The organism is Shinella curvata, assembly GCF_022899935.1.
GTDB classification, from domain to species: domain Bacteria; phylum Pseudomonadota; class Alphaproteobacteria; order Rhizobiales; family Rhizobiaceae; genus Shinella; species Shinella curvata.
Map to the genome: position 1 here is coordinate 214,979 of NZ_JALJCJ010000004.1, position 14,772 is coordinate 229,750.

Sequence of the window (14,772 nt, forward strand, 5' to 3'; positions counted from 1 at the left end):
CGGTCCTTCGACCACGATCTCCTAGTCGACGTGGAGAAGGCGGTCGAGGCAATGGGCAAACGCACGCCGCAGATGGCGGTCGACCATATTGCGCGAAATCTTGAGTTTCCTTGAAATCTCGTCCGGCGAAAGATGGTGCAGACGGTGCAGGATGAAGACGACCCGGCGCCGTTCCGGCAGTTCGCCGATCGCATCGCGGAGGATTGCCACGCGCGCCTCTATTTCGAGCGCCAGGTCCGGCGCAGGCCCAAGGCTGGGGACGGCCATCGCCTCCTTCTCGGTGCCGGAGAAAAGTCGCGCTTCCCTGTTTTCCCGCCGCAGCCGGTCGATGCCGAGGTTGACGGCGGATCGGCAGAGAAAGGCCTTGATCGACCGCTTGTTGCGAAGCACATCCGGCTGAGCCGCAAGCTTGATGTAGAGGTCGTGAACGACATCCCTGGCGGTGGAAAGCGGATGGCCCTTGCGACGCACAGCCTTCGTGATGTCGGCATAGTGCGCCTCCATCGCTCGGTTCAGGAGGTCATTGCCGTCAAGGACGTCCCAGGCGATTGGAGAAGGGGAGCGCGACATCGGCAGTCTGTTCCAGATTCAATATGATGACCGTGGCTCGGACAAACCGAGGGTTTTCGCGGTGATGTGGAATGGCTATCCGTTTGATAAAATCGCTGCAAGTGCAATAGCTTACAATATTCGCATGACGCGAATACCGAGGCGATTAAAACAAGATGAAAAAACTCATCTTATGTCTGATTTCGTTGCCAGAATTCGATCTGCGTCGGGCATGCCGCTGCTGAAACCCATGATGAGAATGCCGAGACGTGCGGCATTTTTGCAACGATCTTTTGGGCGCAACCGATCAGGGCGGTACACGCTCCCCGGCTCCGGCGATCAGGCGTTACGACCAGTGAGAAGCGGCTGCGGTGTTCTCTTTCCCCGCACCCCTGATACGGCGAGTGCCAATCTGTGCGATCAGAAGCGGCCCCTTATGGACGCGCTGAACATTCGCCCGGGGCCGGGTACGAGCGGTGCGACATCGACATCTTCATCGAAGACATTCGAGACGCTGAACGAGAGCGAAAGGTGGCGATCCTCCGATTCCCAGCCTGCGCCGATGTCCGTGACGAACGCGTCATCCATCCACACGGTTTCTCTGGATGCGCCATGAACATCCGTCGTGAAGGATACCCGCTTGCCGATGTAGCTTTCCGCGACGAAGAACGTGAAACGCTCCGGGCTCATGTAGCTGAAGCCGATGCGGCCGGTATGCTCGGGAACCGTCGGCAGCCAGTCGTTCCAATCGGGAACCGGGTTGCCGCCCCAGATGCGCGAATAGTTGGCAAAGAAGGTAACGCCGCCGCCGATCCAGAGGTTCGCATTGAATGTCAAACGGTCAATCCGGGCTTCGGGAAGGTTCAGAGCATAGTTGTAGACGGGTACGCCGACCGAGAGGTTCTCGATTTCCTGATGCTGATACTCGACCGCGGTGAAAAAGCGATCAGTCCATTCGGCATCCCAACGCATCATCGCGGTCTTCGTTTCGCCAAAGGCCGGAGGGTTGTCGGCCCTGAGCCCTACGATGGTCAGCGGTGAAAGCGTGCTTCGCTCGCTGAGCGGCGTGCGTTCTGCATAGGCCGCCCGCAGATATTGCCCTTCCGTCACTTCCCAGGCGATGCCAACATGCGGATTGAAACTTGTATCCTCGACATCGTTCTGATTGTACCAATCCACAAACAGGTTGGCCTCCACCTCGACGTCAGGTGTCAGCTTGGCCATGCCGCCGATCCACGCGCGCACGTTCTCGCCTTCGACATGGGTTGTGATGGCGGGGTCCCGCACGTTGATGGTCGGGTCGAAGATGAAGTACCGGAACAGGGAGGATGATACCTCATATTCCGACTGGCCGCCCTCCAGGCCCCAGCGCAAGGTGACGTCGTCCGCAACCTCGAAGAGATGCGAGACGCCCAGCTTCATGGAGAATTCGTCTTCGTCCACATCGCTATCTTCGCCGATGGGATCCCCGTCGGTCGAGTATCGAACGAGGGAGTCTCGCCCGGACCTGTCAAGGATCGTGCTGAAGAGCCCGACATTGAGGACGTTGCGATATTCGAACGTGTGGCTCCAGCCGAGAAACATATCCAGGCCATCGGCATTGAGCGTGTCGCGGCGGGTCACGTCGTGCCCGTCGCTGATGGCGCCGTCGATTGACACTCCGCCTTCGACATGCCCGCCGTTCAGGTAGCCGACGATGCGATCGTCCGGCGTCAACTGGGCGCCAAACACGGTGAGGGAGGTGAGGTTCTGCGCCGTCTGGTCGGCGAAGGACGGATTCATGTGTAAATAGGTGAGATCCGTCGTCAGCGCATAGGGGAGCGGATCGTAGCCCAGTTTCTGGTAGCTCGCCGACCCCGTCAGCTGGATGTCTCGGCCCATGGTCGTCATGCCGACGCCGATCTCGGTTTCCTGGAAGGGGAACCGGTAAAAAGCCGGCCGGCGGCGAGGGCTGACAATTGCGAGCGGATCAAGCAGGGCGCCCTGAATGTAGCCCGAGAACGCCGCATCATCGCCGGTGTTCGGCTCGGTCACCGCCACGAGGCCGCGAGCGGTGGCGAATGGCGATACGCTGCCGGTCAGGTTCTGATCGAAGTAGCTCGCGCCCTGGAACGGATCAAAAGCCCGATCGCCCCAGTATCGCGCCCACGCATTGAGGGAGGCTGTTCGGTAGATGCCGCCGAGCGTCGAACCGAAATCGTCGCTGGCTTCCACCGAACTGTAGTCGCCACCGCGCGCTCGTGCCCGTTTGACCGATTCCTGGCCCAGTTCGATCGCCTGGTCCAGTTCGTAGTTATAGAGTTCCAGAAGCGCTCGATACTGCGCCATGATCGGCGATGTCGGATCGAGTCTGTCGGCAAGTTCGAAAGACTGAGCAGCCGGCTCCATTTCCCCCCGCGCTGCGTAGGTTGCCCCGAGAGCGATGAGACCACGCCCATAGGTGGGATTGGCCGCGGTCGCGCGCAGCATGTCATCGAGCCCGCCATCCGGATCACCCGACTGGAGCTTCGCCCGGCCACGCTGGTAGAGCGCGAGTTCGAACGAGGAATCGTCCGCCAGGGCCTGGTCGACCAGGTGGCGTGCTTCGTCATTGCGCCCGGCATAGAGCAAAAGCCCAGCATAGCTCGCCAGCGTTTCAGGCGCATCCGGGTCGAGTTCGAGGGCCTTGCGATAGGCGGCTTCGGCTTCCCTGGTGGCGAGCCGTCCGACCTGTTCCTGTCCGAGGCTCAGCCAGTACTCCCATCTACCGGGAGAACGATCCGTTGCGGCCTCCAGGTCACGCACGGCACCGCGCACGTCGCCTTCGACATGGGATCGATATTGCGCCCGGATATGGAGAAGCGCCGGGTCGCGTTGATCGATCTGCTCTGCCTTGCGAATTGCCCTCAAGGCGACGCCGAAATCAGCGGTTTGCATCGCTCGCTCGGCGATTGCGATCTGCAAGCGAATATCGCCGCCAAAACGCGGCTCTGCCTGCTGCAGCAGTTCCATCGCGTCGCGGGGAGATTTCAGCATGGCAGCGATTGTCTCTTCGCCCATCAGGGAGGCGAAGGAGGCCGAAACCGGTCTGGGCTTCGGATGGACGACCGTCGGATTGGCCAGCGAATGGGCGAAATACGCGAGATATCCGGCGCTGATGCGGTCTTCGCCGGAAAGTCCTTTCTGCGCCCTGTCCAAAAGCGCTGCCGCTTCGGCATAGCGGCGTGCGCCTGCAAGCATCCTGCCCTCGAGGTAGTCCAGCCGCGCCTGCTGTGCGGCAGAGAGCGAACCTTTACGGGCGGCGGCGATCGCCTCGATCGTGCCGGCCTTGCCGTAAAGCTCGAAACTGATCTCGGCCGCGGCAACCATGTCCTGGGTCGACACCGGCGTCTCGGGTGTTAACCCGGACGCTTCTTCATCGGCACCGTTGCGACGCGGCTTGACGATCCCGCTGCCGCCGAAGGCTTCGCGGAGGCTGAGATTGTACAGCATCTGCTGCCGAATATCGCCGCCCGCTATCACGATCTTGGAGGGCGCACCGCCGAGTGTCGCAACCGCCGCTTCGCCCGTGCCGACACTGACCAGACCACTTGCATTGGACAGATCGACCAGTCCTTCGATGACGCTGAGCGTGGTGCGTTCGGAAACGACCGTCATCGCCCAGTCCGTTCCACGGATCGCCGCGGTGGCGGCCGGTGTCTCGACGGTGACGCCGGAGCCTCCGCGTGCCGCGCGGCCGTAGAGCTGGCCGCTGCGCAATTCCAGTGAGACGCCGCCGTCTGCGCGCACATCCTTCACTACGAGAACGGAGTTTCTGCCAACCCTGACCTGGGTTCGATCGGCAAAGACGAGGGCGACCTGGCCGATCTCGTTGGTGCGGACCACGTCGCCCGCCTTCACATCCTGGCCGATTTCAAGCGGCCGGAGGGCGGGTGTTTCGATGAACGAGATGTCCTCACCGATCCGCGTCTGCACAATCTGGCCGCTGATCAGCGGCGTACGCGGCTGCGGCTCGGCGACGGCGATTGCCGGTATCGCCAGGCCAAACGAAATCAACGCCAACTGCCGTGAACCAGATCGCATTTGCCGCACCGCTAATCGAAATCGTCATGAACAAAGCCGCACGTAGGCGGGGCGCTTCGCGATTGTCAACGCGAGCAGGAGCAAAGGTCGTGGAAGGGCGTGCAACGCGTTTCGTTTGCGCGTCAGTGTTGCACTATGTCAACGATTCGGCCGGATTTCGCTAGACTGTCGGACCTCGAAGTAAACGAAGCCGGACGAGACGGACGTGAGCGCGCACGCTCCGGTATCTTCGTGTTGATCGCCCTCTTTGGCGTTGGCAACGACGCTATCGCTCTATCGGGATGCAGAGAGCCTTCGGCCCTAAACCCTTGTCTTTCTGCGACCATACGCGACCAGCGCGAACCCCGAAGCGTACATGAGCAGGCCGAATAGCGCCGGCGGTACGGCCACCTCCGGTGAGCGCATCATGGTAATGGCCAGAACCATGCCGATCGCGGCGTTGCGAATGCTGACCGACAGGGCGACCGTTGTCGCCTCGGCTGACGTAAGACCCAGCAGGCGCGAGCCGGCAAGACCGACGGCGATACCCGTTGCAGTCAATCCGACAACGGCCGGTCCGGCGCTGAGAAGTATGCTCACCCATCGGTCGTATACGGAGGCGCCTATTCCGACGATGAGTATGACCAGCACCAGGATGCCAAAGGCAGCAAGCAGCCTCTCTGCCCGGGCAGCGAAACCGGGAGCCTTGCGGCGTATGGCCATTCCGAGCAGGACAGGAAAGAGGATGATCAGAAGCATCATCCCGATCGTGCGCAGGATGGGGAGATGCACCTGCATGTCGCCATTGCCGAAATAGTCGATAGCGAAGTTCGCGAAGAGCGGAAGTGTCGCCGTCGCGACGACGCAGCCAATGGCGCTGAGAGCGATGGAAAGGGCGACATCTCCCCGCGCGAGATAGGAAAACAGGCTCGTTGTCGTGCCGATCGGGCAGGCGGCTGTGATGACCAGCCCGATGGCAATCTCCTGCGGCAAATCGAGGATGATGGCGAGCGCAAGACCAAGAAGAGGAAGAATGACGAGAGCGGCTGTGATGCCCCAGATCAAGGCTTTCGGGCGCGTTGCCACACGCTCGAAATCTGTTGGAGAGAGCGTCATGCCGATACCGGTCATGATGATGAACACGACTGCCGGCAAGCCGATATCGATGAGAGCCGACTGCTCCATTCCGTTTCCCCTCCCCTGGAAATGACCTATCCCATCCACAAAGTATCAAGGTTGTGTGTTCGAGCCATTAACTTGGGATGTCGTCAGCGTAGCGGCGTCTGCGCTGGCGCGCGGGTCACTCAACCGCCGAGGCGGAATTCGACAGGATTGCTTGACGTCCGGCATTGCACCGCGTTGCGGTCCCGGTTGCTCTCCTCCAGGGCGTAGTGCATGGCGGCGTCTTCGGTGACAAAGATGCCGCCGACGCGGCCGAGGCGATCCTCGACGACCCACCAGCCGTGATGGTCGCGCCCGACCGTGAAACGGGGCGGTTCGATGGCAGCGGGAGGGCGGTGCAAGCGAAGGTGTCGGGTGCGGGGGCGCATGGGTGGTCCTTTCGTTGGGAGAGATGCAGCGGCTTTGCGCGCTTAGGGATGGGGGAGAAACTGCTGCACGATGCCGGCGGCGGCAAGAATCAGGCCGACGCGGAGCAGGAGCGCCGGGATCGGCAGCTGCGGCTTCGATTGTGGAACGGCGGCAGCGATCGCCACCGTTTTCCGGGAGTTCTTCTTGTTCGCCATGCCCGTCTCCTTCAGCTTACCCTCGCCAGCGGCACGGCACATTCCGGCAGGCCGGCAAGCGCGCTGTCTATGGCGGCTTTGGCCAGCGGCGCGACGGGCACGAGCGGCAACCGCACCGTTTCGGCAAGGCCGAGGATCGAGGCGAGCCCGTGTTTGATATTGGCTGGATCCGGCGTTTCGCCGAGCGCAGAAAAGAGCGGCGCAAGACGGTCCTTCAAATCCAGCGCAAGATCCACATTGCGGGTGCGCAGCGCCTGGTGCATGGCGCTCGTCAGGCGCGGCGCGAGGTTCGCAGCGGTCGAAAACGTGCCGCTTCCGCCGAGCACATTGAAAGCGAAAGCCGTCGTGTCGTGAGCGGAATAGAGCACCAGTCGTTCGCGCAGCTTTCGATCGATCACGGCGAGGCGCGCGATATCGCCCGAGGCGTCGATGAAACCATGGACGCCGGGAATATCGCTGAGCGCCCAGAGGGTTTCGGCCGTGACATCCGAGCTGGTCGCTGCCGGATCAGCAAGGACAAGGATGGGAAGAGCGCAGGCGTCCGCCACGGCGCGCATGTGAGCGATGATGCCCTTCTGCGTCGGTTTGCTGTAGTAGGGCGTGGTGACGATCAGGGCATCCACGCCCTCCGCTTCCGCGTCGAGGGCAAGTGTTATCGTCGCCTCGGTCGCATAGGTGCCGACGGAGGCGATAACCGGCACCGAAAGGCCGGCGGCCTGCACGACGGCGGCAAGCACGGTCCGTCGCTCCTCACGGCTTAGGGAGGTGGCTTCACCAAGCCTGCCGCAGGCGGCGAGGCCGGAAACGCCGCTGGCGATCTGCCAGTTGACGAGTGTGGCAATCCCCTGAAGATCCAGACTGCCATTTGCAAAAAGTGTGACGAGATCCGTTATGAGCCCCTGAATGGGGATGCGGCGCCGAAAATCCGGCATGATCTGGGTTCCTTTCATTGTTTGACCGGGGCAGGCCGGTCCAGCGTCACAAGCGCGGCCATGACGGCTGCCACGCGGTCGACGTGGATGGCGACGGCGCGGGGCACGGCACCGTCCGACAGGATGCGGGCGATCCAGTAGCCGTCCACGCATTCCAGCCGGTCGAGCCGGCAGGCCGGGCGCGCGGCATCGATGAGGGCCTGGCTTGCCGCCACGAGGTCTTCGCGTTCCATCAGGACGCGGAAGAGGTGTCGGAAATCGCTGTCGTCGCGGGCCGCGGTGAGAGACGGCAGGGTGCGCAGGATTTCCCACAGATGATGTTCCCGCAGGCGCGTGACATTGGCGAGGCGATCCGCAAGCGCCTCGGCCGGCACGCGATCGGCCGCTACCGCAGAGTTGCGCAGGGTGCCGTGCGCTGATGAAAGCCTAGGCATGGAAGACGACCCCGAGCAGCACCACGGCGGCAACAGGAAACGCTGCAAGCGCGAACCGCGCGGCCGAAGACATGGCGCGCGCTGTTTCATCTCCGTGCGGGGTGTTCAGGCCCGCCCGGTCGTGCATGCGCACCCGATGATGGAGAAAGATCATCCGCGTCGACAGCGGTTGAAAATGATGTTCCGTCAGTTCCTTGCGCATGGCGTTACCTCTGCTGTGGGTCGCCGCGACCGGCCGCCGGGAAGAGGCGCCAATCACGTCGATCCCAAGCTAAGCGCCGGCGGATAGTTTCTCGATTGGAGTGTCGGAGCGAAAAAATAGGAAAGGCATAGGGGGAAGTCCGTCGTGACTAGGGCCGGGTTAGCAGAACGAAAACTTCTTCTGCGCTCGTCGCAGCGCGAATGGCATTGACCATGGCGTCGTCGCGCAGTTGGCGCGCGAAGCAGGAGAGGATATTGAGGCTCTGCCCCGCGGTTGGCGATAAGAGAAGCACGACGATATCGACCGGAATGTCGTCGACGGCCTCGAAGTCGATCGGTCGGGCGAGCCGGGCGACCATGGCCAGGTTGTTCTGCAATCCGTCGATCCGTGCGTGCGGTATCGCTACGCCCCGCCCGATACCGGTCGAGCCGAGACGTTCCCGGGCAGAAAGGGCTTTGGCGAGGACGCCTGCCTCTATGCCTGTCTGCCGGGCGGCCATGTCGGCCAGTTGCCTAAGGAGCTGGTGTTTCGACGTGGACGGCAGGTCCACGGCGACGTTCTCCAAGGCGAGGTGGTCGCTGAGTTGCATGATGGGCTCCGTGATAAGATAGCGTTCGTCAGCTCGCGTCGACGAGCCTGTAGCCGACGCCCGTCTCGGTGAGGATGTATTGCGGCTGGTCCGGCGTGCGCTCGATCTTCTGGCGGAGCTGGCGGACATAGACGCGCAGATATTGCACATCGGTCAGGCCGTCCCAAACATGTTCCAGCAGGTAGCGATGGGTCAGTACCCTGCCCGCATGCTGCACCAGGATGCGCAGGATGTCATATTCCTTCGGCGAGAGTTTTACCTCCTGTCCCGCCACCTTGACGATACGCTTGACGAGGTCGACGGAGAGCTCTCCCACCTGAAAGACCGGCTTTTCTCCATGGGCTTGCAGGCGGTGACGCAGCGCCACGCGGATGCGTGCGACCAGTTCGTTCATGCCGAAGGGCTTGGTGATGTAGTCGTCCGCGCCGAGCTCCAGCGCCTTCACGATGCCGGCCTCGTCGGTACGGCTGGACAGGATGACGATCGGCAGGTCCAGCCCCTCCCCGCGCCATTTGGCGAGCAGGTCATGCCCCGCCATATCAGGCAGGCCGAGATCGAGCACGACGAGATCGGGCTTTTCCGATTTGACCATTTCCATCGCCACTTTGGCGTTCATCGCCTCGCTGACGGCATAGTCCTGCGTGGCGAGCCCGACGCGCAGCAGCTTGCGGATGGGCGGCTCGTCATCGACGATGAGAATGCGGACGGCGGTGTTGGTCATTCATTGCCTCCCAGGAGGGGGATTTCCGCAGGAACCGGCATGCGGATCGTGAAGATGGCGCCGGAATGCTCGGTGCGGTTCGCAGCCGTTATCTTGCCGCCCATGGCTTCAATGAAACCGCGGCAGATGGAAAGTCCGAGCCCTGTGCCGGCCCGCACATGGTCGCCTTTGCGCACCCGGTAGAAACTGTCGAAGATGCGCTCGATATCGTCGGGCGGAATACCGGGGCCTTCGTCGGCGACGCAAAGGAGAACGGTATTCCCGTCCTGTCGGCCGCTGATCTCGATCAGCGTGTCCTCTGGCGCGTATTTGGCCGCGTTGTCGATAAGGTTGAACAGCACCTGCTCGAAGAGCACGGGATCGACCCGGAGCATCGGCAATGTGTGCGGGATGCGCACCTCGATCCTGTGGTGGGAGATGATCTTGCCGGCGCGGGCGAGCGCCGAGCCGGCGATGTCGCCGACATAGTGCCAGGCATAGTTCGGTTCCATCGCGCCGGAGCCGATACGGGTCATGTCGAGCAGGTTGGCGATGAAGCGGTTGAGCCGCTCGGATTCGTCGATGACGGTTGAGAGAAGCTCGTGTCGGGCGCCCTCGTCAAGTTGCGCACCGAGGTCCTTCAGTGTGTCTGCCGACCCCATGATGGCGGCGAGCGGTGTCTTGAGATCGTGCGAAATGGATGTCAGCAGCGCGGTGCGCAGCCTGTCGGTCTCTGCCGCGAGCCTGGCGCGGTCCACGTCGGAGACCAGTTGCACGCGCTCGATGGCGAGTGCCGCCTGATCCGACAAGGCGTCGAGCAGCCGCTGCTGGTCAGGTGTCAGGATCGGCCCTTGCCGGTCGTTGTCCAGGCCGATGACACCGACCGCCTCGCGCCCGGTGCGTAACGGAAGATAGAGCCGTTTGGCACCTGGCAGCGTATCGGCGCCACGGCCTGCCGGGCGGTTTTGCTCCCAGGCCCATTTCGCCGCGGCGATATCGGCATCGACCAGCGTGTCATCGGGCGGATAGCCGGCTTTGACCACAACCGAACCGCCTTCGGGCAGCAGGATGACGACCCTGACCTTCAGCATGGAGGCTATCTGGAAAGCAGTCGCCCAGAGTACGTCATCAAGCGTGCCTGTGCCGGCGAGTTTCTTGGAGAAGAGATAGAGGCCTTCCGTCGTGCGTGCCCGTTGCCGCGCGGCGGCGGCCTGTCGCTGCACGGCGGCGGTGAGGTTGGAGGCCACAAGGGCAACACTGAAGTAGAAAAACAGCGCGACGACGCTTTCGGGATCGCGAACCGTAAAATTGTAGCGCGGTTCCAGAAAAAAGAAATTGAAGGAGAGCGCGCCAAGCACGGAGGCGAAGAGGCCGGCGCCGAGCCCGCCGCGTACGGAGGCTGCAAGTACGGCCATCAGGAAGACCAGCGCCAGGTTCTGCACGTCGAGCGTCTGGTCGAGCGCGATGCCGGCAAGGATCGCAAGCAGTACGAAGAGTACACCGAGGAGGTAGGCTCTGACGCGGAAGGGTTGCGGCGGCTGGGCGCTCTTCACGCCGCGCTGCGGATCATTCTGCTTCGCCTCGCCGGAAATGACGTGGACGCTGATATCGCCGGCATAACGGATCAGGTCCTGAGTGACGGAGCCGTGCCAGATTTGCCGCCAGCGCGACCGGCCCGGTCGGCCGACGACGATATGAGTGAAGTTGTTGGCATGGGCATAGGCAATGATTTCGCGTGAGGGCGAGAGCGCTGGGAGCGTCACCGTCTCGGCGCCGAGCTGTTCGGCAAGCCGCATATTGGCCGCAAGCCGATCCTTGTCCTCGTCCGAAAGGCCGATGGCTTGCGGCGTTTCGAGATGCAGCACGGTCCAGGGCGCACGCAGCCGGTCTGCCTGGCGCCGGGCATAACGCACCAGGCTGGCGCCTTCGTGACCGTGGTCAAGGCAGACCAGCAGGCGTTCGCCCGCCGCCCATGGCCCGGAAATGGCATGGGCCTGCATATGATTGAGCAGCTGCTCGTCAACCCGCTGGGCGGTGCGCCGCAGGGCCAGTTCGCGAAGCGCCGTCAGATTGCCGGGCGAAAAATAGTTCTCGATCGCGCGCTTGGCGGTCTTCGGCAGGTAGACCTTTCCGTCGCCCAACCGCTTGATCAGGTCGTCGGGCGTGATGTCTATGATCTCGATGTCGTCAGCGCCGTCGATGATGAAATCGGGAACGGTCTCGCGTACCCGGATACGGGTGATCTGCGCGACGACGTCGTTGAGGCTCTCGACATGCTGGATATTGAGGGTCGAATAGACGTCGATGCCGTGGGAAAGGATTTCCTGCACGTCGAGATAGCGCTTGGGGTGGCGGCTGCCGGGAGCGTTGGTATGGGCGAGTTCATCGACGAGAACGAGGGTCGGTCGTCGCTCGAGGACAGCATCGAGGTCCATCTCCTCGAGCTGTTGGCCGCGATAGTCGATCTGATGGCGGGCGATGACCTCGAAGCCGTCGACGAGCGCCTCCGTCTCCTTTCGGCCATGTGTTTCGACGACGCCGATGACGACATCGGCGCCATCGGCCTGCCGCGCCCGGCCGGACATCAACATTTCATAGGTCTTGCCGACGCCCGGTGCCGCACCGAGGAAGATTTTCAGGCGGCCGCGCGCGTCCCGCTCGGCGCGATCCAGCAGGGCGTCCGGCGACGGCCTGTTTTCACTCTTGCGATTGTCGTCCGGCATGACTTTTCACCCAGTTTCTCCGACCGGCCAGTAGGCCGGTCGGAGACGCCCATTTCAGGTTACGAACGGGCCTCGTCAAGCGCCATGTTGAGGCGCAGGACATTCACCACAGGTTCCCCGAAGAAGCCGAACTGCCGACCTTCGACGTGCTGCTCGACAAGGGTGCGCACTGCCGCCTCCTCCATCGCCCTCGCCTTGGCGATGCGCGCGACCTGGAAATAGGCGGCTTCCGGTGAAATGTGCGGGTCGAGGCCGCTGCCCGACGCGGTGACGAGATCGATCGGCACGTCGGCATTCGGATTGCTCGCCTTTGCGGCCTCGTAGTCCGTCTTCACGCGGTCGATCAGCTTCTGGCTGGTCGGTCCAAGGTTGGAGCCGGAGGAACCGGCGGCGTTGTAGCCGTCGCCGGCCGCCGAGGGACGCCCGTGGAAATAGGTGTCGCCTGCAAAAGCCTGGCCTATGAGCATGGAGCCCACCACCTTGCCATCCTTCTCAATCAGGCTGCCATTCGCCTGGGCGGGGAAAATGGCCTGCGCGATACCGGTCATCGCGGCGGGATAGAGCAGGCCGGTGATAGCGGTTGTGGCGAGTATCATGACGATTGCGGGACGCAGTTGTTTGAACATGGTGTTCATTCCTTAGACGAGGCCGAGGGCGGTAACGGCGACGTCGATCGCCTTGATGCCGATGAAGGGCACGATGATGCCGCCGAGGCCGTAGATGAGAAGGTTGCGGGAGAGCAGAGCACCGGCGCCGACGGCGCGGTATTTCACGCCTCTCAGCGACAGCGGGATCAGCGCGATGATGATGAGCGCGTTGAAGATGATCGCGGACAGGATCGCACTCTGGGGTGTCGAGAGGCCCATGATGTTCAGGACGCCGAGCTGCGGATAGAAGGCAAGGAACATGGCCGGGATGATCGCGAAATATTTCGCGATGTCGTTGGCGATGGAGAAGGTCGTCAGAGCGCCACGGGTCATCAGGAGCTGTTTGCCGATTTCGACGATCTCGATGAGCTTGGTCGGGTCGCTGTCGAGGTCCACCATGTTGCCGGCCTCGCGGGCGGCGACCGTGCCGGTGTTCATGGCAACGCCCACATCCGCCTGAGCGAGAGCCGGCGCGTCGTTGGTGCCGTCGCCGCACATGGCCACGAGTTTGCCCTTGGCCTGTTCCTCGCGGATCAGCTGCAGCTTGTTTTCCGGCGTGGCCTGGGCGAGGAAGTCATCGACGCCGGCTTCCGCGGCGATCGCTGCAGCCGTCATCGGGTTGTCGCCGGTGATCATGACCGTGCGGATACCCATACGGCGCAATTCGGCGAAACGCTCGCGAATGCCGCCCTTGACGATGTCCTTCAGGTGGATGACGCCGAGCAGCTGGCCGTCACGGGCGACCGCGAGCGGCGTGCCGCCGGCGCGGGCAATCTCTTCCGCGATTGCCTGCAGTTCGCGCACGACCTCCGAAGATATGGTGTTGCCGACATAGGCGAGCACGGCATCGACCGCACCCTTGCGGATCTGGGCGCCTTCGAGGTCTACGCCGCTCATGCGCGTCTGGGCGGTGAAGGGCACGAACGTCGCCTTGAGGCTTGCCATGTCCCGACCGCGGATGCCGTATTTCTCCTTGGCGAGCACGACGATGGAACGTCCCTCGGGCGTCTCGTCGGCAAGCGAGGCGAGCTGTGCGGCATCGGCAAGAGCCCGCTCGGTAACGCCCCGCACCGGCGTCAGGGCGGTCGCCTGACGGTTGCCAAGCGTGATGGTGCCGGTCTTGTCGAGCAGCAGCGTATCGACGTCGCCTGCCGCTTCCACAGCGCGGCCGGACATGGCGAGCACGTTGAAACGCACGAGACGGTCCATGCCGGCAATGCCGATGGCCGAGAGCAGTGCGCCGATGGTCGTCGGGATCAGCGTCACGAACAGCGCGACGAGAACGATGACCGGGATGGCACCGCCGGCATAGGTGGCGAAGCTCGGAATGGTCGCCGTCGCCAGCACGAAGATCAGCGTCATGCCGGCGAGCAGGATGTTGAGCGCGATCTCGTTCGGCGTCTTCTGTCGCTCTGCACCTTCGACGAGCGAGATCATGCGGTCGAGGAAGGTGGAGCCGGCGGCCGCGGTGATACGCACCCGGATCCAGTCGGACAGGACCTGGGTGCCGCCGGTAACGGCCGAGCGGTCGCCGCCGGACTCACGGATGACCGGAGCGGATTCGCCGGTGATCGCTGCTTCGTTCACGGAGGCGATACCCTCGACGACTTCACCGTCGGAGGGGATGATGTCGCCCGCCTCGACAAGCACGAGGTCGCCCACCTTGAGGCTGGCGCCGGGCACCATCCTGTAGTCTGTGGTGCTGTTGGCGGCCAGCAGCTTGGCCTGGGTTTCGCTGCGTGCGCGACGCAGGGAATCGGCCTGCGCCTTGCCGCGGCCTTCGGCAACGGCTTCGGCGAAGTTCGCGAAGAGCACGGTGAACCAGAGCCAGAGGTTGATCTGGAAGGAGAAGCCGAGATCGCCGCGGCCCGTGAGGAGGTCACGCGTGAAAAGCACGGTGGTGAGCACCGAGACCGTCGCTACGACGAACATGACGGGATTGCGGGCGAGCGTGCGTGGATCGAGCTTGGTGAACGCGGCACCGATCGCCGGCACGAGAATGTGAGTATCGAGAATGCTCGCGGATTTAACCTGGCTCATTATAAGAGACTCCAGCGTTGACAGAGGGCGCGGTCAGCCGCGCACGAATTCGATGATTGAGACGATCGCGACCATGGCGGCCAGCATCACGAGGATGACGTTGGATGCACACCATCGGCGCGGCATTCCGCCCCGGCGAACCGGGGCGGACGAGGAAGGTCTTGTCACGG

14 protein-coding genes are annotated in these 14,772 nt (G+C 63.0%); all 14 read right to left on the reverse strand.

Going from position 1 to position 14,772, the window contains the following annotated elements; all coding sequences use genetic code 11:
- Positions 1-21: 21 nt before the first annotated feature.
- The 14 genes from MUU55_RS16000 to MUU55_RS29125 all read right to left on the reverse strand — a co-directional run bounded on the left by MUU55_RS16000 (position 22) and on the right by MUU55_RS29125 (position 14,770).
- A complete protein-coding gene (locus tag MUU55_RS16000) occupies positions 22-570 on the reverse strand; it encodes an RNA polymerase sigma factor (protein WP_244761747.1) in 549 nt (182 codons plus the stop codon).
- Between the two features lie 399 nt (positions 571-969).
- Positions 970-4,611 (reverse strand): TonB-dependent receptor domain-containing protein, encoded by a 3,642-nt coding sequence (locus MUU55_RS16005; protein ID WP_244761748.1) that lies wholly within the window; start codon positions 4,609-4,611, stop codon positions 970-972.
- Positions 4,612-4,911: 300 nt separating this feature from the next.
- Positions 4,912-5,775, reverse strand: a complete 864-nt coding sequence (locus MUU55_RS16010) for a bile acid:sodium symporter family protein (RefSeq protein WP_244761749.1) — start codon at positions 5,773-5,775, stop codon at positions 4,912-4,914.
- Positions 5,776-5,894: 119 nt separating this feature from the next.
- Positions 5,895-6,113 carry a hypothetical protein gene (locus MUU55_RS16015; protein WP_342346060.1) on the reverse strand — a complete coding sequence of 73 codons (219 nt, stop codon included), beginning with the start codon at positions 6,111-6,113 and terminating at the stop codon, positions 5,895-5,897.
- 69 nt (positions 6,114-6,182) lie between these two features.
- Complete coding sequence (locus MUU55_RS16020) at positions 6,183-6,335, reverse strand: hypothetical protein (protein WP_244761751.1); 153 nt, start codon at positions 6,333-6,335, stop codon at positions 6,183-6,185.
- A gap of 11 nt (positions 6,336-6,346) precedes the next feature.
- On the reverse strand, positions 6,347-7,267 hold the full coding sequence (locus tag MUU55_RS16025; RefSeq protein ID WP_244761752.1) for a dihydrodipicolinate synthase family protein: 921 nt from the start codon (positions 7,265-7,267) through the stop codon (positions 6,347-6,349).
- A gap of 14 nt (positions 7,268-7,281) precedes the next feature.
- Positions 7,282-7,701: a hypothetical protein gene (locus MUU55_RS16030; RefSeq protein WP_244761753.1), complete on the reverse strand. Its 420-nt coding sequence runs from the start codon at positions 7,699-7,701 to the stop codon at positions 7,282-7,284.
- Positions 7,694-7,903 carry a hypothetical protein gene (locus MUU55_RS16035; protein ID WP_244761754.1) on the reverse strand — a complete coding sequence of 70 codons (210 nt, stop codon included), beginning with the start codon at positions 7,901-7,903 and terminating at the stop codon, positions 7,694-7,696. The genes MUU55_RS16030 and MUU55_RS16035 overlap by 8 nt, the downstream gene beginning before the upstream one ends.
- A 148-nt stretch (positions 7,904-8,051) precedes the next feature.
- Positions 8,052-8,492: a PTS sugar transporter subunit IIA gene (locus tag MUU55_RS16040; protein WP_244761755.1), complete on the reverse strand. Its 441-nt coding sequence runs from the start codon at positions 8,490-8,492 to the stop codon at positions 8,052-8,054.
- Positions 8,493-8,520: 28 nt separating this feature from the next.
- Positions 8,521-9,213 (reverse strand): response regulator transcription factor, encoded by a 693-nt coding sequence (locus MUU55_RS16045; RefSeq protein ID WP_244761756.1) that lies wholly within the window; start codon positions 9,211-9,213, stop codon positions 8,521-8,523.
- Positions 9,210-11,915: a sensor histidine kinase gene (locus MUU55_RS16050; protein ID WP_244761757.1), complete on the reverse strand. Its 2,706-nt coding sequence runs from the start codon at positions 11,913-11,915 to the stop codon at positions 9,210-9,212. Before MUU55_RS16050 ends, MUU55_RS16045 begins: the two co-directional genes overlap by 4 nt.
- 59 nt (positions 11,916-11,974) lie before the next feature.
- A complete protein-coding gene (gene kdpC / locus MUU55_RS16055; RefSeq protein WP_244761758.1) occupies positions 11,975-12,541 on the reverse strand; it encodes a potassium-transporting ATPase subunit KdpC in 567 nt (188 codons plus the stop codon).
- Positions 12,542-12,553: 12 nt separating this feature from the next.
- Positions 12,554-14,602: a potassium-transporting ATPase subunit KdpB gene (gene kdpB, locus MUU55_RS16060; protein WP_244761759.1), complete on the reverse strand. Its 2,049-nt coding sequence runs from the start codon at positions 14,600-14,602 to the stop codon at positions 12,554-12,556.
- A gap of 33 nt (positions 14,603-14,635) precedes the next feature.
- Complete coding sequence (locus MUU55_RS29125) at positions 14,636-14,770, reverse strand: hypothetical protein (RefSeq protein WP_280518986.1); 135 nt, start codon at positions 14,768-14,770, stop codon at positions 14,636-14,638.
- Positions 14,771-14,772: the final 2 nt, after the last annotated feature.